We start from the raw sequence: 23,741 nt of genomic DNA on the forward strand, positions 1-23,741 counted from the left end.
CCGTTTCGGCGACCAGGGGCCGGTCAGCCGGCCGGCGGACCAGCAGGCGGTACGCCGGGTCCCGCGCCGCCGAGGCGCTGCCGCAGCCCCGTGGCCCGCACGGCCCGCCGACCGATCGCCGCCCGCACCTCGGCCTCGGCGCCGACCACGACGACGTGCCCCCGGGCGCGGGTGACCGCGGTGTAGAACAGCTCGCGGGTCAGCAGCCGGGAGCGCGCCGGGGGCAGCACCACCAGCACCTCGTCGGCCTGGCTGCCCTGGCTCTTGTGGATGGTCAGCGCGTGCATCGTCTCGACCTGCCCGAGCCGGCTGGGCGCGAGGTCGAGGGCGTGCGGGACGGCGGCGACCCGGGCGCGCAACCCGCGGACGGGGTCGCGGACCACGACGCCGGCGTCGCCGTTGTGCACGCCGAGGCCGTAGTCGTTGGCGGTCACCAGGACGGGCCGCCCGGCGTACCAGGTCGCCCAGACGGGCTCCCCGGTCTCCTCGGCCACCCACCGCTCGACCAGGCGGTTCCAGTGGCGTACGCCGGCCGAGCCCTCGCGGTGCGCGCAGAGCAGCCGCTGCTGGTCGAGCAGCCGCAGCGCCGCCTCCGCCTCACCGGCCGCGGCGGCCCGCACCAGCTCCAGGGCTCGCGGCAGCACCAGCTCGCGCACCGCGGGGACCGGGTCGGGGTCCTCGACCAGGCGGAGGTGCTCGTCGCCGGACCGCAGGAGGTCCAGGGCGCGGTCGGCGTCGCCGTCGCGGACCGCGGTCGCCAGGTCGCCGATGGCGTCGCCGTAGCGGTGCGAGGTGCGCAGGGCCGCCACCGCGAGGTGCTCGTGGCCGGCCAGCCCGGCGACGAGGTCGGCGAGCACCGCCCCGGCCTCCACCGACGTCAGCTGGTCCGGGTCGCCGACCAGGATCAGCCGCGTGGTGGGACGTACGGCCTCGAGCAGCCGGGCGGTGAGCGTCAGCGACACCATCGAGGTCTCGTCGACGACCACGACGTCGTGCGGGAGCCGGTCGCCGCGGTGGTGACGGAACCGGGTCGAGCTGCGGGGGTTGCTGCCCAGCAACCGGTGCAGGGTGACCGCCTGCGGGCGTCCGACCCGCTCCTGGTCGGCTGCGGGCAGCCCGGCCAGCTCCTCCTCCACCGCCTGCTGCAGGCGCGCTGCGGCCTTCCCGGTCGGAGCGGCCAGGGCGACCCGCGGGCGGGGCCGCCCGGCGACCTCGGCCTGCTCGGCCAGCAGCGCCAGCAGCGCCGCCACGGTCGTGGTCTTGCCGGTGCCGGGTCCGCCGGTCAGCACGGTGGTGCGCTGGGTCAGCGCGGTCCGTGCGGCGGCGCGCTGCTCGTCGTACCCGTCGAGGGGGAAGACCCGGTCGAGCCCGGTCTCCAGGGCGGCGCGCTCGACGTCCGTCGCCTCGTCCAGCGGGGGCCGGGCCAGCAGGTCGTCGCAGACCTGCTGCTCCTCGCGCCAGTAGCGGTCGAGGTAGAGCAGCCGGTCCTCCAGCAGCCGCAGCACCGTGGCGCCACCCTCGGACGGTCGGGTCAGGGCACTGGCGCGGACCGCGGCGTACCAGGTGGTGGGCTCGGGCCAGGGCAGCGACGCCGCCGGGTCCTCCCCCGCCGCCGGGTCCGGGTCCGCGGTCGCCGGGTCGTCGGGCACCTCGGTCCAGAGCACCACCTCGTCGGCGACGGTGTGGAGGTCGACGCAGACCGAGCCCCCGCGCACGGCGCGGACCGCGAGCGCGAGGGCCAGCGCGGCCCGCTCGTCGCTCTCGCCGAGCGAGGCGCACAGCCGCTGGGCGACGTGGACGTCGACGGCCTCGAGCACCCCGGCCTCGTTGAAGGTGCGCAGCAGCCCGGTCGCGCCGCGGGCGCGCCGGTGGTCCCAGGCCTCCTCGCCCGTGAGGTCGGGGTCGGCCACCGGGGTGGCGCCGGTCGGTGCGGTGGGTGCGGCGGTCATGTCGGTCCCCGTCCGTCGAGCAGCTCGGAGAGCGCCAGCACCAGGGCGGTGGGCGGTCGCCAGGAGAAGACCCCGGCGGGGTGACCGTCGGTCACCGGGGTGTCCGCCCCCGCCATCCCGCGCAGGTACAGGTACAGGAGCCCGCCGAGGTGCCGGTCGGGGTCGTACCCGGGCTGGCGCCAGCGCAGGAAGCGGTGCAGCACCGCGGTGTAGAGCAGCGCCTGGAGCGGGTAGTCGGAGTGCAGCATCGCCGCCGTGACCCGGTCCGGGGCGTAGTCGGCGGTCGTGAGCGGCTGCTCGGGGTCGCCGAGGCGGTTGGTCTTGTAGTCGACGACGACGTAGCGCGGCTCGACCTCCCCGTCGGTGCGCACGCGCAGCACGACGTCGATCGAGCCGGACAGGTAACCCCGCAGCGGCTGGTCGCCGAGCCCGGGGGCGAGCAGCCGGTCGGCGTACGGAGCGACCGGGTCGTCGGCGGCGAGGTGGGTGCGCAGGAGCCGGCCGACGTCGGCCAGCACGGCCTCCGCCCCCGCACCGCCGCTCGCCACCAGGTCGCCACCGCCCAGCGGCAGCTCGAAGTCCAGCTCGCAGAGCCGGTCGGCCAGCGCGATCGAGCGCAGCGTCCGCCCGGGGACCAGCGGCCCGAGCGGGGTGTCGTGCAGGGGGACGAGCGCCGCGGCCAGCTCGGCCGGCGCGACCTCGACCGGCCACCAGGCGGCGTGCTCGCGCACCCGCGCCTCGAGCTCGGCAGCCAGGTCCGGCGCATCGGGGTCGGCGTCCTCCAGCACCGCGTGGACCAGCGACCCGAACGCGGCCCCCGAGGGAAGGTCCGCCATCGGGGAGGCAGCCGCGGCCGGAGCACCCGCGTCGGGCACGTCGGAGCGCAAGTCGTCCGAGGCCGCGAGCAGGTCGTCGGCCTCGTCGTCGAGCACCCCGACCTCGGGCTCGCTGGTCGCGCCGCGGGCCTCCTCGGCCGCGCGGACGAGCCCGGAGTACGACGTGCGCCGCCACCCGCCGTCGATCGGGCGCGTGAAGCGGCGGACCCCCAGCCGCCCGGCGTCGGCGGGCAGCGGCACGGTCGGCGGCGCGGCGACCAGGGACTGCTCGACGCTCGGGCCCCCGACGCCCTGCCACGCCCGGAGCTGGGCCAGCACGTCGGTGTCAGCGGGCTTCTCGGACAGCCGCTCGGGGACCTCGGCCTGACCTGGTCGGCGGTCGCGGAGCAGGCGGGACAGCCCGCCGTTCGGCTCGTCCCACGACGGCGCCCACCAGGCCACGACCTGCGACTGGGCCCGGGTCAGCGCGACGTAGGTCAGCCGGGTGGCGTCGCCGGCCTCCTCGGAACGGCCGCGCGCCTCGACCTCGCGGGAGCCGGCCCGCGACCCACCGACGTCGAGGCAGCGCTGGTCGCCCTCGTGGTGCAGCACGCTCTCGCGCTGCTGGACGTTGCGGTTGAACGCGAAGGGCAGGTGGACGACCGGGAACTGCAGGCCCTTGGCCACCCAGACCGTCATCACCTGCACCGCGGCGGCGTCGCTGTCGAGCCGGCGGTTGCGCACGGCGTCGCCGCCCTCGTCGCGACGCTGCGCGCGCAGCCACTCGAGCAGGGCGGGGAGACCGAGCCGGTCGCGGTGGGCGGTCTCGTGCAGCACCTGCCCGACGTGCGTGAGGTCGGTGAGGTCGCGCTCACCGCCGCGGTGAGCCAGCACCCGTGCGGCCATCCCGTCGGCGACGGCCGCCTCGAGCACGGCCGCGACCCCGCGCCGGCGGGCGTTGTCGGCCCACCGCCGCAGCGTCTCGGCCACCTCGTCGGTCAGGTCGTCGCCGCGCTGCCCCAGCTCCGCGGGGGTCCGTCCGAGGAACGGCGTGACCGCGGCGGCACGGACCAGGCCCGCGCGGTGCGGCTGCTCGAAGGCCTCCAGCAGGGCCAGCCAGTGCCCGGCGGCGGCGGAGTCGAGGACGTCGGTGTCACCGGTGTAGACCGCCGGCACCCCGGCCGCGGCCAGCGCGTCCCGGCAGGTCCGGGCGTCCCCGTGCCGCTCCACGATCACCGCGACGTCACGGGCCTCGATCGGGCGGCCGTCCCAGGTGGCGCCGGAGGCCAGCAGCCCGGCCACGTCGGCAGCCAGGTCGGCGGCGACGTGCGCGCGGACCCGGTCCATCGGCACGGTCCGGGTCGTGCGGATGTCGAACTTCTCCCGGGTCACCACGCGCAGCCGGAACGGGTCGTCGCAGGGTGCGCCGCGCAGGCGCCCGGTCTGCTGGTGGGCGCCGACGTCGCGCACCACGATGTCGGGGTGGCCCAGCGCGGCGCCGCGCAGGACCGCCAGCAGGCTGTCGACCAGCGGGCCGTCGCTGCGGTAGTTGGTGGCCAGGGTGCAGCGCTGCTCGGCGCTGCGCGCGGCCTGCAGGTAGGTCACCACGTCGCCGCCGCGGAAGGCGTAGATCGCCTGCTTGGGGTCGCCGATCAGCACCACCGTGGCGTGCCCGGCGAAGGCCCGCTCGATGACCTGCCACTGGACCGGGTCGGTGTCCTGGAACTCGTCGACCATGACCACCCGCCAGCGGGCGCGCATCCGCTGCCGCGCGGGGGCGTCGGGGTCGGCCAGGGCGTCGGCGAGCCGGCCCAGGAGGTCGTCGTAGCCCAGCACGCCCATCCGCCGCTTGCGGCGCTCGAGCTCGGTCAGCACGTCCCGGGCGAAGCCCACCCGCACCGCCGCCGTGGTGCCGGGCTCGGGATCGCGCGGCGTCAGCACGGCGCCCGGGTTGGCCACCGCCGTGGTGGCCAGGGCGAAGGCGGCGGCCCGGGTGAGCTCGGGGTCCTCGAGCGCCTGGCCGAACCGCGCGAGGTAGAGGTCGTCGACGATCTCCCCGACCAGGTCGGAGAGGTCCTCCACCAGCGTCACGCCCGAGTCGCTGTCGCCGGCCACGCCCAGCGAGCGGAGCACGAGCTGGCAGAACTGGTGCGTGGTGGCGATCGTGGCCGCATCGAAGTCCGCGAGCGCGTCGCGCAGGCGCCGCTCACGGGCCTGGAGCTCCTCGGGGTCGGCGTCGAGGAGGTGGTCCAGCAGGGGCGTGGTGGCGCCGTCGTACGCCGGGTCGCCCGACGCCTCGACCCGTGCGGCCCGGCTCCCGCGCAGCGCGTCGTGCGCCTCGTCCAGCTGGTCGCGGACCCGCTCGCGCAGCTCCTGGCTGGCGGCGCGGCCGAAGGTGATCAGCAGCATCTCGTCGAGCCGGGCGCGGCCCTCGGCGACGTACCGGGTGACCAGGCCGGCCAGCGTGTAGGTCTTGCCGGTGCCGGCGCTGGCCTCGAGCACGGTCGTGGTGGGGCCCTCGGGCAGGGCTCCGAGCAGGTCGAAGGGCACCAGGTCGTCACCGGTGGCCGCCTCAGGGCTCGCGGGCGTCGCGGGGGTCGTCACAGCCGCACCTCCGCCCGCAGCAGGGGCAGCCAGAGGCGGGCCGAGAGGGCCCCCAGCCGGGTGCTCTCGCCCTCGACCTGCTCGTCGGCGCGGGGCTCGCCGAGCAGCACCGACAGCGGCGCGCGGGGCCCCCACACGCGGACGTGGGCCGGGTCGGCGTCCTCCGCGGGGTAGCGGTTGCTGGTCCACTCCCGGCCGGCGGCGTGCACCGGGTCGTCCTGGCTGTGCCGGGCGGTGGCCCAGGCGTACGACGTCTTCACCGGCAGCGGCAGCGGCTCGCGCCGGCCGGCGTCGTAGAGACGGACGAGGTCCTCCAGGACCGACTGCGGCTCCTCGTCGGGCGGGCCGAGCAGGACCTCGCGGACGCCGGTGCCCCGGCCGCCGGCGCGGCCCACGACGACCGAGGTCCAGTGCTTGTCGGGGTCGTGGCTGGCCAGGGCGAGCATGCGTACCCAGGCCTCCACGAGGTGCTTGCCGGAGAGCTTGGAGTAGGTCCGCGCGACCAGGCGGCCCTCGTGGACCGGGGCGACGGTGCCGGTGACCCGGCGGCCGCTGCGCAGCGTCACGTCGACGTCGTGGGCGCGCGGCTCGCCCCGGCGGTGGACGTGGACGGCCCGGGCGATGACCTCGGCCTGGGCGGCGGCGTCCTTGGCCTTGCGCCAGCCCAGGCGACCCGGGGGCAGCTGCCCGCGGCGCCACTCGGCGGCCAGGGCGGCCTCCGGGCGCGTGCCGCGCAGCATGTCCTCGAGCATCCGGTTGCCCACGCCCCAGGTCTCGAAGCCGTCGATCTCGACCGGCATCGCGTCGCTGACGCCGTCGGCCTCCCAGGGCAGGGTGACGTCGAGGGCCCGGAAGAAGCCGCGCACGGGGTCGCGCAGGAAGGCCACCAGCGACGCGAGGGCGACGTCGTCGACCTCGCCGCCCGACCCGGCCGGCGCCGGCAGGGGCCCGTCCAGGAACGGCGGCGCCTCGGGCCGGGGGCGGCTCATCACCCAGGCCGCGGCGAGCACGGCCGGGTCGAAGGTGAACGGCCCGGGTGTGCCGAGCAGGCCGTCGGCGGCGGCCCGCGGGTCGAAGGGCTGCAGCGGGTGCTGGACCAGGACGTGCTCGCGCACGGGCGCCTGCGTGGTGCGGTCCAGGGCGTCGAGCAGCTCGCCGAGCGGGACCGCGGGCGGGCGGCGGCGCCCGGTGTGCTCGTCGGCGCCGGTGCAGGTGACCACGAGCGTCCCGGTGGTCGCCGCGATCGCGTCCAGGAGCAGCTGCCGGTCCTCGGAGCGGGCGTCGCGCTCCCCGGTCAGCGGGGTGCGGGCCAGGACGTCGTCGCCGTCGACCGCGCCCTGCCGCGGGAAGACGCCGTCGTCGAGGCCGACCAGGCAGACCACGCGGTGCGGCACCGACCGCATCGGCACCATGGTGGCCACGGTCAGGCTGCCGCTGCGGAAGTTGGCCCGGGTCGGCCGGCCGGCCAGGTGGCCCTCGAGCAGGGCGCGGACGTCCCGCAGCCGCAGCTCCACCGTGGCCCGGTCGCCGGCGTCGGCCAGCACCGTCGCGAGCTCGCGGTGCACCTGTCCGGTCTGCCAGGCCTCCCCCCGCTCGGGACGGGTCAGCGAGGCCACCGCCCGCCCCAGCGCGTCCAGCCAGGTCGCGAGCGACTGGGGCCCGGTCAGCTCCTCGAGCGCGACGGCGAGCCGGTCGACGTACTCGGCCAGGCGCCCGGCCAGGTCGATCCGGTTGCTGCCGACGTCGTCGAGCGGCAGCGTGGTGCCGACCCAGGCGCGCGAGTCGTCGGAGAACGCCACCCCGGCCAGCACCCGGTCGAGGCCGAAGCGCCAGGTGTTCTGCACGAACCCGGCCAGGCCGTACGGCGCCCGCTGCTCGGAGTCCAGGCCCCAGCGCACCCCCGACTCGCGCACCCAGTCGGTCACGGCCTCGAGGTCGTCGTCGTCGAGGGAGAACCGCCGGCGCACCGGCGGCTGCTGCAGCAGGTCGAGCACCAGGCTGGCCGTGACGCGGCCGCCGGCGAGGTCGAGCAGCGAGGCCGCCACCGCCAGCAGCGGGTTGGTCCGCACCAGCGCGCGGTCGGCCAGCCGGACCCGCAGCCGGTGCCCCGGGTGCCGTCCGGGCGCCGAGCCCTCGGTCTCTCCGACGGGCTCGGCCGGGGCCTGGTCGGCCTCCACGCCCAGCCCGAACGCCGCCGTCACCAGCGGGGCGTAGGTCTCGATGTCGGGGCACATCACGAGGATGTCGCGGGGCTCGAGGGTCGGGTCGTCGGCCAGGAGCCCCAGCAGCACCTCGCGCAGCACGTCGACCTGGCGGGCGGGGCCGTGGCAGGCGTGCACCTGCACGCTCCGGTCGGCCGGGTCGTGGTGCCGCCCGGCCGGGCGGACCCGGTTGGCACGGAGGTCGGCCTGGAGCCGCGCCAGCAGCGACCCGCCGGCCCCCGCCTCGTCCGGCGCCCCGTCCTGAGCCCCGTCCTGAGCCCCGTCGAGCGGCTCGTGCACGTGCTCCACGAGGTCGGCGGGCGCGCAGCTGCGCAGGCTGCGCTGCAGCTCGCGGACGTCGCGGCCCAGCGTGGCCAGCAGCGGGTGCTCGGCGTCGTTGTGCGCGGGGTCGTCGCGGCGCGGGACCGGGCCGCGCGGCGCGTGGGGCGCGCCCAGCCGGGCGTCGAGGCGGCGCCACAGGTCGTCGCTGGGGTGCGGCCAGAACAGGTGCAGGTCGTGGTGGTCGGCGAGCGCCACGAGCAGCTCGAGCTCGGTGCGCGGCATCCGGGTGTGGCCCAGCAGGCTCACCCGCACCGGCAGGTGGGCCGCCGGGCCCGACCGCAGCCGCTCCAGGGTCGCGGCGTGCCGCTCCGCCGGGGTCGGCGCGTCCACCCGCTGCGTCAGCGCGCGCCACAGCGGCGGCTGCCAGGCGAGGTCGTCGGGCAGGGCACGCTCGGGCTCCCCCTCGCGGACGACACCGTCCACGTCGTCGCCGCGCGACCAGGCGGCGAGCAGGTCGGGGCGCTGCGCGGCGTACGAGGCGAGCAGGCCCGCGAGCCGGCGGGCCACGGCGTAGCGCCGGCTGCGCCGCAGCTCGGCCTCCTCACCGTCGAGGTCGCGGCCGAGGTGCACCGCGAGCGGCCGGGCCCAGGCCTCGTCGAGGCTGGCGTCGAGGACCTCCAGGAGCGGCCAGGCCAGCACCTCCGGCGCCCACGGGTCGTCGTCGACGGTGTCGGTCAGCTCGGCCACCAGCGAGCGGGGCGAGCGGAAGTCGACCGCGGCGCACACGCCGTCACCGGTCGCGCTGCCCGGCCCCGACCCGAGCCGGTGCGAGAGCCGCTGGCTGAGCCACCGCTCGGTCCCCTTCGCCGGGACCAGCACCAGGTCCCGGGCGAACGGGTCGGCCGGCGCGACCGCGAGCAGGTCGCCGAGCGCGGCGGCCAGGGCATCGGTGCGCGCGGCTCGGTGGAGGTGGAGTGCCATGGTCCGCCCGAGGCTAGACGAGGCCGCCGACACCGGCGGACGGTCGTCCCCAGCCGGCGACCGCACGCCCCGTTCCCGGCGCCGCAACCGTCATCTCGACGCGCCGCGAGCGCCACCTCGGCTGTCCGCAAGCGTCATCTCGGCTGTCCGCGAGCGCCACCTCGGCGGTCAGACCTCGCGGGTGGAGAGCAGCTTGTTCGGGCGGAAGCGGGGACGCCGGTCGGGGTCGAAGCGCTGCGGGCGCTCGTGCTCGAACCCGCCGGTGCTCACCAGCACCCACCGCTCGACCGGGCCGTCCTGGCCGAGCACCCCGAAGGGCGCGCCGACGACCGCGGCCGACACGGCCTCGCCGCAGGCCTCGTGCACCGGCGGCACGTGGAACTCCATCCGGTCCAGCTCCTCGCGCGTGCCCAGCAGCACCAGCGGGTGGTCCAGGGTCTCGCCGCAGACCGCGCAGATCCGCGACAGGGCGCACTGGATCACGCGCTTCTTGCTGAGCACCCGCAGGGAGCCGCGCCCGTCGTCGTCCTCGCAGACGTACGGCACCGGTCCCCCCAGCTCGGGGTCCCGGGGCCGCTCGTCCAGGCCGGTGGTGCCGATCATCAGGAGGCGGCCGCGGCGTACTTGCCGGTCTCCGGGCGGCGCGAGCCCAGCTCCTCGGCGCTCTTGCGGCCCCGCGCGACCTCCATCTGGCCCTCCATGACGTCCTCGCGGTCGCCGGAGGTGAAGCGGTTGGGCAGCGAGAGCTTGATGATCGTGCGCAGCGCCTGGCCGTACTGCTGGTGCAGCGGACCGGTCGTGTAGGGCAGCTTGTACTTCTCGCACAGCTGACGCACGCGCACCGAGATCTCGCCGTAGCGGTTGCTCGGCAGGTCGGGGAACAGGTGGTGCTCGACCTGGTAGCCCAGGTTGCCCGAGAGGACGTGCAGCATCTCGCTGCCCTCGAAGTTGGCGGAGCCGAGCATCTGGCGCAGGTACCACTCGGGACGGGTCTCGTCCTCGATCTGCTCCTCGGTGAAGTGCATCGCCCCGTCGGGGAAGTGCCCGCAGAAGATGATCACGTAGGACCACAGGTTGCGGGTCACGTTCGCCGCGGCGTTGGCGTAGACCGTGGTCATGAAGTGCGGGCCCGACAGCGCCGGGTAGACGACATAGTCCTTGACGGCCTGACGCCGTCCCTTCTGCCAGATCTGCTTGAGCTGCTTCTTCATGACCTTGGGGTCCTTCTCGCCCTTGCGGATGGCCTCCAGGTCGAGGTCGTGCAGCGCGACGCCCCACTGGAAGAGCGTGGCCAGGGCCGCGTTGTAGAGCGGCTGGCCCAGGTTGACCGGGTGCCACTTCTGCTCGCGGGCCATCCGCAGGATGCCGTACCCGATGTCGTTGTCGTAGCCGAGCACGTTGGTGAACTGGTGGTGCACGTAGTTGTGCGAGTGCTTCCACTGCTCGGCCGGCTGGGCGGTGTCCCACTCCCAGTTCGAGGAGTGCACCTCCGGGTCGTTCATCCAGTCCCACTGGCCGTGCATGACGTTGTGGCCGATCTCCATGTTCTCCAGGATCTTCGCCACGCCGAGCATCGCGCCGCCGACGACGGCGCCGGGCAGCCGCGTGCGGCGGTGGTACGCCGAGACGCCCAGCGTGATCCGCGCCGCGGTGGCGAGACCGCGCTGCAGGCGGATCATCTTGTAGATGTAGTCCGCGTCCTTGCTGTTGCGGCTCTCCTCGATCTCGGTGCGCAGGGCGTCGAGCTCGGCACCGAGCTGCTCCACCTCCTCGGCGGTGAGGTGGGTGTACTCCTTGACGTCGGCGATGGCCATCGCGTCGTCCCTTCGGGTCGTCGTGTGTCGCGGTCTGGTGGAGCGGTGCTGGTCAGAGGTCGAAGGTGCAGTCGCCCACGGGGGCGGTCACGCAGGTCTGCACGCTGCCGTTGGGCTCGGCGAACTCCTCGCCGTTGCGCAGGTCGCGGACCTTGCCCTCGATCATGGTCACGCTGCAGGTGTGGCAGATGCCGGCGCGGCAGCCGTACGGCATCCCGACCCCGGCCTGCTCGCCACCCTCGAGGACCGTGGTGGCGCCGTCGATCTCGACGGTCTTGCCCGAGCTGCGGAAGGTCAGCGTGCCACCTTCGCCGCCCTCGCCGGTGAAGTTCACCGAGAACCGCTCGAGGTGGAGCTGGTCCTCGAGGCCGGCCTCGTCCCAGAACTCGCTGGCGGCGTCCAGCATCGGACCGGGCCCGCAGGCCCAGACCTGACGCTCGCGCCAGTCGGGGCACAGCTCGTCGAGGTGGTCCTCGAGCACGAGCATGCCGTCGTCGTCGGTGTAGCGCTCCCGCACCGTCAGGGAGTCGTGACGCTCGTTGAGCTCGGCGAGCTCGCTGCGGAAGATCATCCGGTCCTGCGTGGTGGAGGAGTAGCTCATCACCACGTCGGGCATCGTGCCGCGACGGTCGAGCGTGCGCAGCATCGACATCACCGGGGTCACGCCGCTGCCGCCGACCAGGAACAGGATCTTGGGCGGGGGCGGGTTCGGCAGCACGAAGTCGCCCGACGGCAGGGCCAGCCGGATGACGGTGCCCGGCTCCACGCCGTTGACCAGGTGCTGGGAGAGGAAGCCCTCGGGCATCGCCCGGACCGTGATGGCCAGGGTGCGTCCCCGGCGCTTCGGCGGGGTGGAGACCGAGTACGACCGCCAGTGGAACCGGCCGCCGACCTGGAGGCCGATCCCGATGTACTGGCCGGGCTGGTGGCTGTAGCGCCAGCCCCAGCCGGGCCGGATGACCACGGTGGCGGTGTCGTCGGTCTCGGGCACGACCTTCTCGATCACCCCGCGCAGCTCGCGCGTGGTCCACAGCGGATTGATCAGGGTGAGGTAGTCGTCCGGGAGCAGCGGGGTGGTCAGCTGGGCGCCGGCACGACGCACGCCGTCCCAGGAGAGGCGATCTTTGACGGACACGCAGGACACCCTTTCGGCGGTGGACCCGAGTCAGTCAACACTCGTTCACCGAATGTGACAACCCCCATGGGTCCCCAGGTGAGAGCGTTCTCCCACCCTGGGCGCGCCCGCGGCCTCACCCCCTCGGGGCCGGACCAGACCTCAGCGCGAGGCGGCGCGGCGCCCGGCGCGCTGCTCGGCGCGCTGGGCGGACGCACGGTCCTCCTCGTCCAGCGCCGCCAGCGCCTCGGGCTTGCCGTGGAACCGGCGGAAGCTGTAGATCATCAGGCCGAGCGCGATGGCCGCGGAGCCGAACTGGGTGACGGCGGTCCAGATGCCGCCGGGCAGCCACCACGAGTCCGGGAGGCTCCACCAGGACGGCGCCGGCGGGTCCATCGTCCACAGCACGCCGCAGGCGACCAGGGCGACGATGCCGAACAGCGTCACCGCCATCGGCAGCGGGCCGGATACCCCGCGGGCGGCCTCGCGCAGCGCGCGTCGCTTGACGGGGTCGAGCCGACGCTCGGCCCACTCGTACTGCTGGGAGAGCACGATCAGGCCGGCCATGATGGCCAGCAGGCCCGGCCCGGGCAGGATCAGGGCGGCGACGCCGACGACCACCAGCAGCCAGCCGACGGTCTCCAGCACCACACGCTTGACGGTGCGACCGACGGGGACGTTCATGCCTGGGATCATCCCAGATCCGCCCAAGCCGCGCGCGGGCGTTTCTCACCCCGGGACCCACCCGGGACCCTCCCGGGACCCACCCGGCGCGCGGCCGGACCGACGTACGTCCGCTGCTCCGCGGAGGCTCATCCGGTGTGGTGGACCTCCTGCAGGTCGAAGACCGGGGTGTCCAGACCGGCGTGCCGGGCCTTGAGCTGGAGAGCGAGGTAGAGCGAGTAGTGCCGCGACTGGTGCAGGTTGCCGCCGTGCATCCACAGGTTCTCGACCTGGGTCGGCTTCCACATGTTGCGCTGCTCGCCCTCCCACGGCCCCGGGTCCTTGGTGGTGTCGGAGCCCAGCCCCCACACCTTGCCGAGGCGGTCCGCGGCGTCCTGGTCGACCAGGTCGGCCACCCACCCGTTCATCGAGCCGTACCCGGTCGCGTAGACGACGAGGTCGGCCGGCAGCTCCGTGCCGTCCTCGAGCACGACCGCGTCCTCGGTCAGGTGGTCGACCTGCCCGTGGGCGAGCTTCACGTCACCGTTCGCGACGAGGTCGGCCGAGCCGACGTCGATGTAGTAGCCCGAGCCGCGGCGCAGGTACTTCATGAAGAGCCCCGACCCGTCGTCGCCCCAGTCGTGGCGGAAGCCGGACCTCTCGAGGCGCTCGTAGAAGTCGGCGTCCTCCTCGGCCATCTTCTGGTAGGCCGGGATCTGGAACTCGTGCATGATCCGGTAGGGCAGCGAGGCGAAGACCAGGTCGGCCTTCTCCGTGGTCATCCCGGCGGCGACGGCCCGCTCGGAGTAGAGGTCGCCCAGCCCGTGCTCCATCAGCGAGTGGCTCTTGACGATGTGCGTCGAGGAGCGCTGCACCATCGTGACGTCGGCGTCGTTCTCCCACAGCGCCCCGCAGATGTCGAAGGCGGAGTTGTTCGACCCGACCACGACGACCTTCTTGCCGCGGTACGCATCGGGGCCGGGGTGACGCGAGGAGTGGTGCTGGTCCCCGCGGAACACGTCCTGGCCGGGCAGCTCGGGCACGTTCGGCTTGCCCGACATCCCGGTCGCCATCACCAGGTGGGTCGGGCGCAGCGTGACCGGCTTGCCCTCCCGCTCGACCTCGACGGTCCACTCGCCGGTCGCCTCGGACCACGTCGCGCTGGTCGCGGTCGTGCTCGACCAGTACGGCACCTCCATCACTGTGGTGTAGGACTCCAGCCAGTCCCCGATCTTGTCCTTCGGCGCGAACACCGGCCAGGTGTCGGGGAACTTCAGGTACGGCAGGTGGTCGTACCAGACGGGGTCGTGCAGGCACAGCGACTTGTAGCGGCTGCGCCACTGGTCCCCGGGGCGTGCGTGCTTGTCGATCACCAGCGAGGGCACGCCGAGCTGGCGCAGCCGCGCCCCGAGGGCGATCCCGCCCTGCCCGCCGCCGACCACGAGCACGTACGGCTGCGTGGTCGAGCCGAGCTCCTCGGCCTCCTGCTGCTGCTGCTCCAACCAGGTGGTGCGGTCCTTGGTCGCCCCGTGCTGCGCGCCCATCGGACGGTGGGTGCCGCGAGGCTCCTCGTGGCCCTTGAGCTCGTAGAGGGTGGTCAGGAAGGTCCAGGCCCGCAGCTCGCCGCCGTCCTCGGTGAACCGGGCGACGCCGCGGCCGCGGCCCGTGGCGGTCTCGAAGGTGAACCAGGCGGTGGTCACGCCGCCGGCCTCGTCGGCCGGCTCCTCCAGCGCGAACCCGCGCGGCGCGGTGTGGTCGAGCGTCGCGCCGAGCAGCCCGGCGACGCCCGCGCGGTCCTCGACGGTGGTGATGTTCCAGGAGAACGCGACGAGGTCGCGCCAGAAGCAGGAAGCCGCGAACATCCCGGCCGCACGGTCGACGTCGTGGTCGGCGAGGGCCTGCTCGAAGGAGGCGAACCAGGCCGTGGCCCGGTCCTGCGGGGCGGTCGGGGTGTCGGGGCGTGCCAGGGTCTCGGTCATCTCATCCCTCCGGTGGGCGTGCGTGTGACCCACAGCACACCGCGTCCGCGCCCGGAGCGCCAGGGTTGCAGCGTGTTGCGACGGTCGCCCCGACGACGGACCGCGTGGCGCAGGTCACAGGCGCGACCTATCCTCGAGCCATGAGCGGGGTCGACCTGGGCCGGCAGGCCCACGAGCTGGCCCGCACCCACGACGCGGTCCTGGCCGGCACCCGTCCGGCCCAGGCGCCGCGGGCCGTGGTCGCCCGGTCCTGGGAGCGGGTCCTGGCGCTCGGGCTGGACCCCGACCGCAGCCACGTGCGGGACCCGCGGGACGCCGCCGAGCTCGCCCGCCGGCGGTCCTCGAGCCCGTTGCGCCTCGTGGTGGAGGACCTGCGCGCGGTGCTCGCCTCGGCCGCGGACGCGTCACAGTTCGTGATGGTCGTCTGCGACGCCGACGGCGTGGTGCTGTGGCGGGAGGGCTCGGCCCGGGTCCTGCGCCAGGCCGACCGCCTGGGGTTCGCCGAGGGCGCGACCTGGACCGAGGGCACGGTGGGCACCAACGCCATCGGGACCGCCCTGGCCGAGGCCGCCGCGGTCCAGCTCTTCTCCGCCGAGCACTTCGAGCACCAGCAGCACCCCTGGTACTGCACCTCCGCGCCGCTCCACGACCCCCGGACCGGCGAGCTGCTCGGCGTCGTCGACGTGAGCGGGCCGGCCCTGACCCTGCACCCGGCGCTCGGGGCGCTGGTGGCCAGCGCGGCGCGGGTGGCCGAGCACCAGCTCTGGCGCCGGCACCAGGAGGACCTGCACCGGCTGCGGTCCTCGGTCGAGGGCTCGCTGGGCCGTGGCGGGCCGCTGCTGGTCGTCGACGACCACGGGTGGGTGGCGCACCGCGCCGGCGTCGACGCCGCCCGGGACCGGATCGCGGCGCCGCGCGAGCACCAGCCCCTGACCGTGCCCGGGCTCGGGCTCTGCCTGCCGGAGCGGCTGCCCGGCGGCTGGCTGGTCCGCCCGCAGGGCACCAGCACGCAGCTGCTGGCCGAGCTGGTGCTCCTCGACGGCGGAGCGCGACCCGGCCTGCGGGTGCGTACCGGCGGGGGGACCGGCCCCGACGAGAGCTGGACCCGCCCGCTGACCCCGCGCCACGCGGAGGTCCTGCGCCTGCTGCTCGCGGCCGGGCCCGCCGGGCTGGGCGCGCGGGAGCTGAGCGTGGCGCTGCACGGCGACGCCGAGCACGAGGTCGCGGTGCGCGCCGAGGTCTCCCGCCTGCGTCGCGCGGTGGGCGCCCTCGTCGCCACCCAGCCGTACCGCCTGGCCGACGGCGTGACCCTGCACGACGGCACCTGCTGAGCCGCGGGGCCCCGCGACACGCCGGGGTCCGCGCGGGAGTGGACGGCCGATGTCGTCTATGTCTACCATTCCAACCGACTTAGCCCTTTCGGTCGAGTCACTCCTGTCGCTCGTCCAGAAGGTCTTCCCCATGCGCAAGCTCATCGTCCTCGGGTTCGTCGGACTCCTCGCCCAGCTGATCGACGGCTCCCTCGGCATGGCCTACGGGGTGACGTCGTCGACCCTGCTGCTGGCCGTCGGCGTCGCGCCGGCCGCCGCCTCGGCCGCCGTCCACTTCTCCGAGATCGGCACCTCGCTGGTCTCCGGCTTCTCCCACCACAAGCTCGGCAACGTCGACTGGCGCACCGTGCTGATCCTGGCCGGGCCCGGCTTCGTCGGCGCCTTCGCCGGCGCCACCTTCCTGGCCAGCCTCGACGGCGACGCCGCCAAGCCGTGGGTCGCGGCGCTGCTGCTCTCGCTCGGCGTCTACGTGATCTACCGCTTCCTGGTCCTCGGCGGCCGTCGCCCCACCTTCAAGGCGCGCCCCTCGGCCGGGATGCTGATGCCGATGGGCCTCTTCGGCGGCGCGATGGACTCGATCGGCGGCGGCGGCTGGGGCCCGGTGGGCACCACGACGCTGCTCTCCTCGGGTCGCCTGGAGCCCCGCAAGGTCGTCGGCTCGATCGACACCTCGGAGTTCGTGGTCGCCGTCGGCGGCTCGCTCGGCTTCCTGCTCGCCCTCGGCTCGCAGGGCATCCTCTGGGGCTACGCCCTGGCGCTGCTGATCGGTGGCGTGATCGCCGCCCCGATCGCTGCCTACCTGGTCAAGATCATGCCGGCGCGGGTCCTCGGCGTGGCCGCCGGCGGCCTGATCATCCTGACCAACTCCAAAACCATCCTGGAGTCGCTCGGTGCCACCGGCGCGACTGTCGCCGTCGCCGCCGCGTTCCTCTTCGTCCTCTGGATCGCCGGCATCACCTGGGCGGTCAAGCAGGAGCGCCGCACCCGGGCCCTCGAGCGCCAGGGCGTCGAGGTCCCCGCGGTCCCGGTCGTCTGAGACCGGGGCCCCGCCCCACGCACGACCCCTCCACCGCGGTGGCGGAGCCCATCGGTCACGGACCGGTGAGCACCGCCACCGCGGTGTCGCGTCCCTGGCGCTCGCGCACCTCGACGCCCTTCGACTCCAGCATCCGGTACGCGGCGAAGAACGCGTCCAGCTCGTCGAGGAAGGCCACCGACAGGTCGCCGAGGTCCTTCAGGTGGTCGGCGTGGTGGTCCTTCTCAGGCACCACGATCAGCTTCGTCTCGGCCTCGCCGCCGACCTCGAGCAGGTACGCCCCGATCACCCGGCAGCGCATGTGCACGCCGGGGAAGGTCGCCTCCTCCAGCAGCACCAGCGCGTCGAGCGCGTCGCCGTCCTCGCCCTCCGCGCCGATGACGTAGCCGTAGTCGCCGGGGAAGCCGGCCGGCCCGCCCAGGCGCCGGTCGAACCAGATCACGCCGTCGTCGGTGGCCTCGTACTTGTTGCGGCTCCCCCGGGGGATCTCCACGACGACGTCGCAGAACCCGTCGCGGTGCAGGGCCGTGCGGTCGGTGTCGTCACTCATCTGACGACGGTAGCGCCGTACCCGGGGGTGAGCGCCAGGCGTGGCGGCGTCCGTAGCGTCGGGCGAATGAGCGAGACCGTGGACCTCGGACCCCTGACCGTGCACCGCGTCGGCTTCGGCGCCATGCAGCTGCCCGGGCCCGGGGTGATGGGCCCGCCCCGCGACCGCGAGGAGGCGCTGGCGGTGCTGCGTCGCGCGGTCGAGCTGGGGGTCGACCACGTCGACACCGCGCAGTTCTACGGACCGGCGGTCGCCAACGAGCTGATCCGCGAGGCGCTGCACCCGTACCCCGAGGACCTGGTGCTGGTCTCGAAGGTGGGGGCCGAGCGGGACGAGGACGGCGGCTGGCCGCCCGCCCAGCGCCCCGAGCAGCTGCGCGCCGCCGTCGAGGACAACCTGCGGACGCTCGGCGTCGAGCGGCTCGGGGCGGTCAACCTGCGACTGCCGGACGCGGCCCACCCGCTGCCGCCGGACCAGCAGGTCCCGCTCGCCGAGCAGCTCGGCGAGATGGTGGCGCTGCGCGACGAGGGCAAGATCGCCGGCGTCGGCATCTCGACCGCCACCGTGGCCCAGGTCGAGCAGGCGATCGCCGAGGCCGGGATCGTGTGCGTGCAGAACGCCTACAGCCTGCTGGACCGGTCCGACGAGGACGTCCTCGCGCTGTGCGGTCGGGCCGGCGTCGCCTACGTGCCGTACTTCCCGCTCGGCTCGGCCTTCCCGGGCATGCCCAAGGTGACCGAGGACCCGACCGTGGTGGCCGTCGCCGAGCGCCTCGGTGCCACCCCGGCCCAGGTCGGCCTGGCCTGGCTGCTGGCCCACGGCGACCACGTCGCCCTGATCCCCGGCACCTCCCGACGCGCCCACCTCGAGCAGAACCTCGCCGTCCGCGACGTGGTGCTGTCCGCGGCCGACGTGGCCGAGCTCGAGGGGGCGGCGCGGTAGGGCGTGCCCGGTCAGGACCCGACGGACTCCTGGTCGCGCTGGTCGCGCTGGTCGCGGTCGTCGCGCCCGGCGAGCTCGCGCTGCTTGCGCCGGTCGGCGAGCAGGCTGGTCGCGGTGACCAGCACCAGGATGCCGACGATGACGCCCAGCGAGGCCAGGGTCGGGATCTCCGGGACGCTCGGGTTCACGATGTGGCCCCAGTGCAGGACCAGCTTGACGCCGATGAAGAGCAGGATCGCCGCTAGCCCGTAGGACAGGTGCACCAGCTTGGACAGCGCGCCCTCGAGCACGAAGTAGAGCGCGCGGAGGCCGAGCAGGGCGAAGGCGTTGGTGGCGAAGACGAGGTACGGGTCGCCGGTGATCCCGAAGACGGCCGGGACCGAGTCGACCGCGAACACCACGTCGGTGGCGAAGACGGCGACGACGACCACCAGCAGCGGCGTGACGAAGCGCTTCCCGTCGCGCTTGACGCTCAGCTTCGTGCCCTCGTAGTCGTCGGTGACCGGGAAGACGCGGTTGACCAGCTTGACGACCTTCATCTCCTGGATGTCGACCGACTGCTCGTGGCCCTTGACCGCGTCCCGGAGCAGCTTCGCCCCGGTGAGAAGCAGGATCAGGCCGAAGACCAGGAAGACCCAGTCGAACGCGTCGAGCGCCGCGGCGCCGACGGCGATGAAGATGCCGCGCAGCACGAGCGCGCCGATGATGCCGAAGAGCAGGACGCGCTGCTGAAGCGCGCGGGGCACGGCGAAGGCGCCGAGAAGGAGCATGAAGACGAACAGGTTGTCGACGCTGAGCGACTTCTCGACGAGGTAGCCGGTGTAGTACTCCAGGCCGATCTGGCCGCCGTGCACGGACCAGACCCAGACGCCGAAGGCGAGCGGGAGGGCGACGTAGAACGCCGACCAGCCCACGGCCTCCTTCATCGAGACCTCGTGCGGCTTGCGGGTGAGAGCGAAGTCGAGCGCGAGCAGCGCGACGACGGCGACCAGGGTCACCGTCCAGAGCGTGGGCGTGCCGATGGTGTCCAAGACGGGGTTCTCCTCAGGCATGACTGCGGACCTGAGGTCTCCCTCGACCGGGGATCCGTCGCGCGCGAGGTGCGCTGGCGGGTCCGGCGCCGCCCGGGACGACCACTGGGGGACGTCGTACTGACCGGGACGGGCTTGGGTGAGGTACTCCCCTCGGGAGTCAGGTTACAGGCCGAGCAAGCCGCGGGCGTACGCCGCCTGGCCCGCGTGCTGCGTGCCGTCGTCCCCCACGCTGACCAGGCGGACGCCGAGGGTCACCGGCGGGTCCCAGCGCTCGTCGACGACGCGGTCCAGGTCCTCGGGCGCGAGCCCGGACAGGTACGCCACCGAGCGCGCGTGCACCGCGCGGAGGTAGCCCCCCAGCAGGTCGGCGTCCGCCCGGACCACCCCCACCTCGTCGGTGGTGTGGCCGTAGCCGATGTCGGCGTCGTCCAGGGGCAGGTCGAACCGGCGCGCCCACCCGTCGGCGGTCCACACCTGCTCGTGGCCGGCGACGCCCGCGACGTGGTCGTCCTGCACCCGGGCGAGGTGCCAGACCAGCCACCCGACCGGGTTGGCGTCGTCGCGGGCGGAGACGGGGCGCTGCGCCAGCTGCTCGGGCGACAACCCGTCGGCGGCGGCGAGCGCGTTCTCCAGCACGCGTCCGTAGGTCTCGACCAGCAGCTCGGCGGGGCTCATGCGGCGACCGTAGCCGGACGCCGAGGAGGGACCCCTCCGGCCCCATGTCCGGAAGGGTCCCTCGGTTCGGGGACGTCGGGCCGCAGGCCCGACGTCGGGTCAGCGGGTCAGCGCAGCGCCTGAACGGCGGCGACCACGTCGACGAGGCCGTAGCCCTTGTCGAACGACGTCGTGCCGAGGGCGCCCTGCTCGTAGGCCGCGCCGTCGGTGTACTTGTGGGCGCTGGTCTTCAGCGCCGCCTCCACCTCGGCCGGCGTCGCGGTCGGGTCGGCCTGGAACAGCTGGGCCACGATGCCGGCGACGTGCGGGGCCGCCATCGAGGTGCCGCTGATGGTGTTGAAGGTGCCCACGTCGAGCGCACCGGGGCCGTTGCGGAAGTCCAGGCCCGTCGAGCAGATCGGCAGGTAGGGACGGCAGGACGAGGTGATGGCCTCGCCCGGGGCGCTCACGTCGGGGTAGGTCGCCTGCTCGCCGGCCAGGCCGCGCGAGGAGTACTCGGAGACGACGCCGTCGCGGGTGCCGGTGTCCTGGTCGAAGTAGGAGGCCACCGACAGGATGCCGCCGGTGGGGTCCTGGCCGGGCGGGTTGGACAGGTTCGCGCTGCCGTCCCCGCCGTCGTTGCCGTTGGCCCACACCGTCACGACGCCCTCGTCGACCAGGGCGCGCTGGAGCTTGGCCGTGGCGCTCTGCGGGTCGAACTCCCCGCCGCCGGTGGGGCCGTAGGAGTTGTTGGTGACCTTGATCGGCGGGCAGGTGCTCGCCGGCACGCCCTCGCCGCACGGCGCGTCGTGGTTCTCCAGCACCCACTCCAGCGCCATGTCGGCGCCGACGATGAACAGCACGGCGCCGGTGGACAGGGACACGACGTTCGCGCCCGGGGCGGCGCCCTGGAGCTTCCCGCCGTCGCTGAGCGTGGTCGGGCGACCCGCGACGATGCCGCTGACGTGGGTGCCGTGACCACCGCCGGACAGCGTGTCGGTGTCGACCAGCGGGCCCGTCTCGACGACCTCGCAGAGCGTCTCGGTCGGGTCGCAGAGCGTCTTCAGGCTGGCCACGACGGCCGAGGAGCCGTCGGCCTCGCGGAAGTACGGGTGGTTCGGGTCGACGCCGGAGTCGATGACGGCGACCGAGACGCCCTTGCCGGTCAGCGCCGTGCCGTCGGCACCGGTCAGGGTGGCGGCGGCCTCGGCCCCGCGGGTGGCCTGGTTCGACGTCTCCTGGGTGAGCTCGATGGGTGCGTTGCCCTCGACGTAGGTCACGCCGGGCTCGGCGCGCACCGCCTCCACCTGCGCCTTCGTGCCCTGCGCAGCGACCACGTCGATGGCCTCGAAGGTGTGTCGCGGGGTCATCCCGGTCGCGCCGATCGCGTCCCTCGCCGCCTCCAGCGACGAGCCGTGGACCAGCACGGTCGTGGACCCGCTCAGACCACCGAGGGTCCTCCCGAGGTAGTCGGAGACCGGTGCCAGGCCGTCGCCCGCGGCGGCCGCCGGGGCCCCGGTCGTGGGTGCCGACGAGGCCGAGGCGCCGGGGGCGGCGAGGCCGGCCGCTCCGGCGGCGAGGGCCAGGACGGCCGTCCCGGTGGTCATCAGGGTGCGCACTGTTCGCTCCATGCGGTCCCCAACGAGGCTCTCCCCCGGAGGTCACGTCGGTCCACGAGGCGGCACGGCAGGACGCGGGAGCGCGCGGGGGTCTCGTAACCCGGACGGTGCACGGTCGTTCACCCGTACGAGCCCCGTCGCCGACGACGCCCGGGCCGGTGACCAGGAGGACGCATGACGCAGACCGCCCGCCCCGTACGACGCCGGGTCCGCAGCGCCGCGGCGCTCCTCGGTGCCGCCACCCTGGTCGGCCTGAGCGGCTCCCCGGCCGCCGCGGCGACCGTCGCCCAGGCGTCCGGCACGGCCGTCCGCGTCAGTGTCGCGGGCAACCCGGCGGACTCCGGCAGCTTCCGCTCCGTCCACGACGGCGACCGCGAGCAGACCTCCGGGTCGAACCGGCCCGCCGTGGCGCTGCTGGGCGGCCAGGACTTCCTCACCGCCGGCACCCTGGCCCAGGACGCGCGCACCCGGGTCCAGGACGGCCGCGGCTACTCCGAGGCCTGCGCCGGGCTCGCCGGCGACGGCGCCACCGTGGTCGGCGTGGGCGAGGGCACCTGCCTGCAGGGCGGCCAGAACCTCCAGCTGTCGGCCGGCACCGTGGACCTCAGCGGGCTCGAGATCGTCGGGGAGGGACTGCCGGTCGGTCCGGACGACCTTCCGTTGCCGGCCGACCAGCTGGGCCCGCTCACCGAGGCCCTGAACGACGCGGTCGACCAGGTCTCGACGCAGCTCGGGAACCCCGGGCTCTTCCTCGACCTCGGCGCCGTGCAGAGCCGGTGCACCAGCGGGCCCGGCACGGCCGAGGGCAGCGCGAGCATCGTCGGCGCCCGCGCCTACGCGCAGTTCCAGGGCCGGCAGGTCGACCTCGTCCGTCTCCCGGTGAGCCCGCCTCCGAACACCAAGGTCGTCACGGACCTGGGGGCGGTGTCGGAGGAGGTGCGCACCGCGCTGCGCACCCAGCTCGAGACCGGTCTCGACGGTGCGCTCGGGCCGCTGGCCGAGGTCATCGACCAGGGCGCGGCGATCGACGCGGCGCTGGCCCAGATCAGCGAGCAGCTCGCGCCCCTGGAGCAGAACCTCCTCGACGTCACGCTCAACAAGCAGGTCCGCCAGGGCGCCGACCAGATCACGGTGACCGCGCTCGACGCGCAGGTGCTGCCGGTCGCCGCCGAGCAGCTCGACGCCTCCGCGGTCTCCCTCCAGATCGGCGAGTCGGCCTGCGGGCCCAGCGGCCAGGTCACCACGACGCAGCCCACCCCCACGCCGGACCCGACACCGGCGGGCACGGCGGTGGGGGTGCGCGGGGCCGGCAGACCGGCAACATCTTCACCTCCGCGCCGTGGTCGCTGCAGAACCACCGGGACCTCCACAACCACGGTGCCGCGTACGGAGGTGACGACGTCTCCCTGTACGTGCCCGGCAAGAACCACGTCCAGCAGTCGGCCGTCGACCGGATCACCGCGCACCACCGCGCGCTGGCCGGAGGGGCCGGCACGGCCACCTCCCCGGCGCCGGGCCGGCGATGACGCCGGGCTCTCGGCTGCGCGCGACCCGTGGCGGCCTGCACCTGCCCTGGCCTTCGGAACCGCTTCGTGGGAGCATCCCGGCTCATGAGGCGGAGCGACGTGACCGCGGCCACAGGTCGTGGACGGACCGGGACGGGGGCGAGCCGGTGAACGCTCCCCGACGCATCGAGCGCAAGCGTCGGCGCGGCTGGCGGATGCCGGCGGGAGCCGTCTACGTGGGCCGCCCTTCCGAGTGGGGCAACCCGTTCCGCATCACCCGCAGCAGCGACTGGCACGGCCTCTCCGGGTCGTGGTTCCTCCTGGACGACCAGGGCACGACGTACCACCCCGACGAGGACACCCAGCGGTCCGCACGGCAGAAGGCCACCGACCTGTACGCCGACTGGGTCGCACACCCGGGCGACCACGGCGGCGACGCGCCGACCAGGGACCGCATCCGGCAGGAGCTGGCGGGTCGCGACCTGGTCTGCTGGTGCCCGCGACGGGAACCCTGCCACGCCGACGTCCTCCTCGACATCGCGAACTCGAACGGCCCGCTCACGCTACGAACTGGTCGTGACGCCGAGCTGCACTTTCCTCGCCTCCCTCACGGTCCCCCCGGGGAACCCGTCTGACGGAGGGCCCGGATCTCTCGCCGAGCCCGTGCG

The 23,741-nt window shown here is 74.6% G+C and carries 17 protein-coding genes; 5 read left to right on the top strand and 12 right to left on the bottom strand.

Annotated features, from left to right (window positions below; translation table 11 throughout):
* Positions 1-23: 23 nt before the first annotated feature.
* From recD to GV155_RS18070, 8 genes are all read right to left on the bottom strand, one after another.
* Complete coding sequence (gene recD, locus GV155_RS18035) at positions 24-1,949, bottom strand: exodeoxyribonuclease V subunit alpha (RefSeq protein WP_160010208.1); 1,926 nt, start codon at positions 1,947-1,949, stop codon at positions 24-26.
* Positions 1,946-5,368: a UvrD-helicase domain-containing protein gene (locus GV155_RS18040; protein ID WP_236554410.1), complete on the bottom strand. Its 3,423-nt coding sequence runs from the start codon at positions 5,366-5,368 to the stop codon at positions 1,946-1,948. Before GV155_RS18040 ends, recD begins: the two co-directional genes overlap by 4 nt.
* Entirely contained in the window at positions 5,365-8,832 is a 3,468-nt protein-coding gene (recC, locus tag GV155_RS18045) for an exodeoxyribonuclease V subunit gamma (RefSeq protein WP_160010210.1), read from the bottom strand. The genes GV155_RS18040 and recC overlap by 4 nt, the downstream gene beginning before the upstream one ends.
* Before the next feature lie 168 nt (positions 8,833-9,000).
* Entirely contained in the window at positions 9,001-9,435 is a 435-nt protein-coding gene (locus GV155_RS18050) for a hypothetical protein (protein ID WP_160010212.1), read from the bottom strand.
* On the bottom strand, positions 9,435-10,646 hold the full coding sequence (locus GV155_RS18055) for a fatty acid desaturase family protein (protein WP_160010214.1): 1,212 nt from the start codon (positions 10,644-10,646) through the stop codon (positions 9,435-9,437). Before GV155_RS18055 ends, GV155_RS18050 begins: the two co-directional genes overlap by 1 nt.
* 52 nt (positions 10,647-10,698) lie before the next feature.
* On the bottom strand, positions 10,699-11,781 hold the full coding sequence (locus tag GV155_RS18060) for a ferredoxin reductase (protein ID WP_201300235.1): 1,083 nt from the start codon (positions 11,779-11,781) through the stop codon (positions 10,699-10,701).
* Positions 11,782-11,922: 141 nt separating this feature from the next.
* The gene (locus tag GV155_RS18065; protein WP_160010218.1) at positions 11,923-12,444 is read right to left on the bottom strand and encodes a PGPGW domain-containing protein; all 522 of its coding nucleotides are present in this window, start codon (positions 12,442-12,444) and stop codon (positions 11,923-11,925) included.
* Between the two features lie 128 nt (positions 12,445-12,572).
* Entirely contained in the window at positions 12,573-14,402 is a 1,830-nt protein-coding gene (locus tag GV155_RS18070) for a flavin-containing monooxygenase (protein ID WP_160010220.1), read from the bottom strand.
* Positions 14,403-14,542: 140 nt separating this feature from the next.
* On the opposite strand from GV155_RS18070, the gene GV155_RS18075 reads away from it, so the two are divergent.
* Positions 14,543-15,733, top strand: coding sequence for a GAF domain-containing protein (locus GV155_RS18075; RefSeq protein WP_160010222.1), 1,191 nt, complete (start codon positions 14,543-14,545; stop codon positions 15,731-15,733).
* A 130-nt stretch (positions 15,734-15,863) separates the two neighbouring features.
* Positions 15,864-16,769 carry a sulfite exporter TauE/SafE family protein gene (locus GV155_RS18080; RefSeq protein ID WP_160010224.1) on the top strand — a complete coding sequence of 302 codons (906 nt, stop codon included), beginning with the start codon at positions 15,864-15,866 and terminating at the stop codon, positions 16,767-16,769.
* Positions 16,770-16,824: 55 nt separating this feature from the next.
* On the opposite strand, the gene GV155_RS18085 is transcribed toward GV155_RS18080, so the two are convergent.
* The gene (locus tag GV155_RS18085; protein WP_160010226.1) at positions 16,825-17,319 is read right to left on the bottom strand and encodes an inorganic diphosphatase; all 495 of its coding nucleotides are present in this window, start codon (positions 17,317-17,319) and stop codon (positions 16,825-16,827) included.
* A gap of 66 nt (positions 17,320-17,385) precedes the next feature.
* Between GV155_RS18085 and GV155_RS18090 the strand changes: the two genes are divergently transcribed.
* On the top strand, positions 17,386-18,261 hold the full coding sequence (locus tag GV155_RS18090) for an oxidoreductase (protein WP_160010228.1): 876 nt from the start codon (positions 17,386-17,388) through the stop codon (positions 18,259-18,261).
* Between the two features lie 11 nt (positions 18,262-18,272).
* Here GV155_RS18090 and GV155_RS18095 read toward each other — a convergent pair whose 3' ends face one another.
* The 3 genes from GV155_RS18095 to GV155_RS18105 form a co-directional block, all read right to left on the bottom strand.
* Positions 18,273-19,313 (bottom strand): TerC/Alx family metal homeostasis membrane protein, encoded by a 1,041-nt coding sequence (locus tag GV155_RS18095; protein ID WP_160010230.1) that lies wholly within the window; start codon positions 19,311-19,313, stop codon positions 18,273-18,275.
* 144 nt (positions 19,314-19,457) lie between these two features.
* Positions 19,458-19,970 carry a mycothiol transferase gene (locus GV155_RS18100; RefSeq protein WP_160010232.1) on the bottom strand — a complete coding sequence of 171 codons (513 nt, stop codon included), beginning with the start codon at positions 19,968-19,970 and terminating at the stop codon, positions 19,458-19,460.
* Positions 19,971-20,077: 107 nt separating this feature from the next.
* A complete protein-coding gene (locus GV155_RS18105) occupies positions 20,078-21,580 on the bottom strand; it encodes a S8 family serine peptidase (RefSeq protein ID WP_236554411.1) in 1,503 nt (500 codons plus the stop codon).
* Between the two features lie 162 nt (positions 21,581-21,742).
* On the opposite strand from GV155_RS18105, the gene GV155_RS18110 reads away from it, so the two are divergent.
* Positions 21,743-23,182: a hypothetical protein gene (locus GV155_RS18110; protein ID WP_160010234.1), complete on the top strand. Its 1,440-nt coding sequence runs from the start codon at positions 21,743-21,745 to the stop codon at positions 23,180-23,182.
* Positions 23,183-23,240: 58 nt separating this feature from the next.
* Complete coding sequence (locus tag GV155_RS18115) at positions 23,241-23,708, top strand: DUF4326 domain-containing protein (RefSeq protein WP_201300236.1); 468 nt, start codon at positions 23,241-23,243, stop codon at positions 23,706-23,708.
* The last annotated feature ends 33 nt before the right edge of the window (positions 23,709-23,741 follow it).

Origin of the sequence: Nocardioides sp. AX2bis, assembly GCF_902506435.1 — a bacterium.
Classification (GTDB): domain Bacteria; phylum Actinomycetota; class Actinomycetes; order Propionibacteriales; family Nocardioidaceae; genus Nocardioides.

Coding starts and splice junctions, on each gene's coding strand:
- GV155_RS18050 (WP_160010212.1), bottom strand. CDS start 9,435: ATGATCGGCACCACCGGCCTGGACGAGCGGCCCCGGGACCCCGAGCTG.
- GV155_RS18100 (WP_160010232.1), bottom strand. CDS start 19,970: ATGAGCCCCGCCGAGCTGCTGGTCGAGACCTACGGACGCGTGCTGGAG.
- GV155_RS18055 (WP_160010214.1), bottom strand. CDS start 10,646: ATGGCCATCGCCGACGTCAAGGAGTACACCCACCTCACCGCCGAGGAG.
- GV155_RS18075 (WP_160010222.1), top strand. CDS start 14,543: ATGAGCGGGGTCGACCTGGGCCGGCAGGCCCACGAGCTGGCCCGCACC.
- recC (WP_160010210.1), bottom strand. CDS start 8,832: ATGGCACTCCACCTCCACCGAGCCGCGCGCACCGATGCCCTGGCCGCC.
- GV155_RS18085 (WP_160010226.1), bottom strand. CDS start 17,319: ATGAGTGACGACACCGACCGCACGGCCCTGCACCGCGACGGGTTCTGC.
- recD (WP_160010208.1), bottom strand. CDS start 1,949: ATGACCGCCGCACCCACCGCACCGACCGGCGCCACCCCGGTGGCCGAC.
- GV155_RS18070 (WP_160010220.1), bottom strand. CDS start 14,402: ATGACCGAGACCCTGGCACGCCCCGACACCCCGACCGCCCCGCAGGAC.
- GV155_RS18090 (WP_160010228.1), top strand. CDS start 17,386: ATGAGCGAGACCGTGGACCTCGGACCCCTGACCGTGCACCGCGTCGGC.
- GV155_RS18095 (WP_160010230.1), bottom strand. CDS start 19,313: ATGCCTGAGGAGAACCCCGTCTTGGACACCATCGGCACGCCCACGCTC.
- GV155_RS18110 (WP_160010234.1), top strand. CDS start 21,743: ATGACGCAGACCGCCCGCCCCGTACGACGCCGGGTCCGCAGCGCCGCG.
- GV155_RS18065 (WP_160010218.1), bottom strand. CDS start 12,444: ATGAACGTCCCCGTCGGTCGCACCGTCAAGCGTGTGGTGCTGGAGACC.
- GV155_RS18080 (WP_160010224.1), top strand. CDS start 15,864: ATGCGCAAGCTCATCGTCCTCGGGTTCGTCGGACTCCTCGCCCAGCTG.
- GV155_RS18105 (WP_236554411.1), bottom strand. CDS start 21,580: ATGGAGCGAACAGTGCGCACCCTGATGACCACCGGGACGGCCGTCCTG.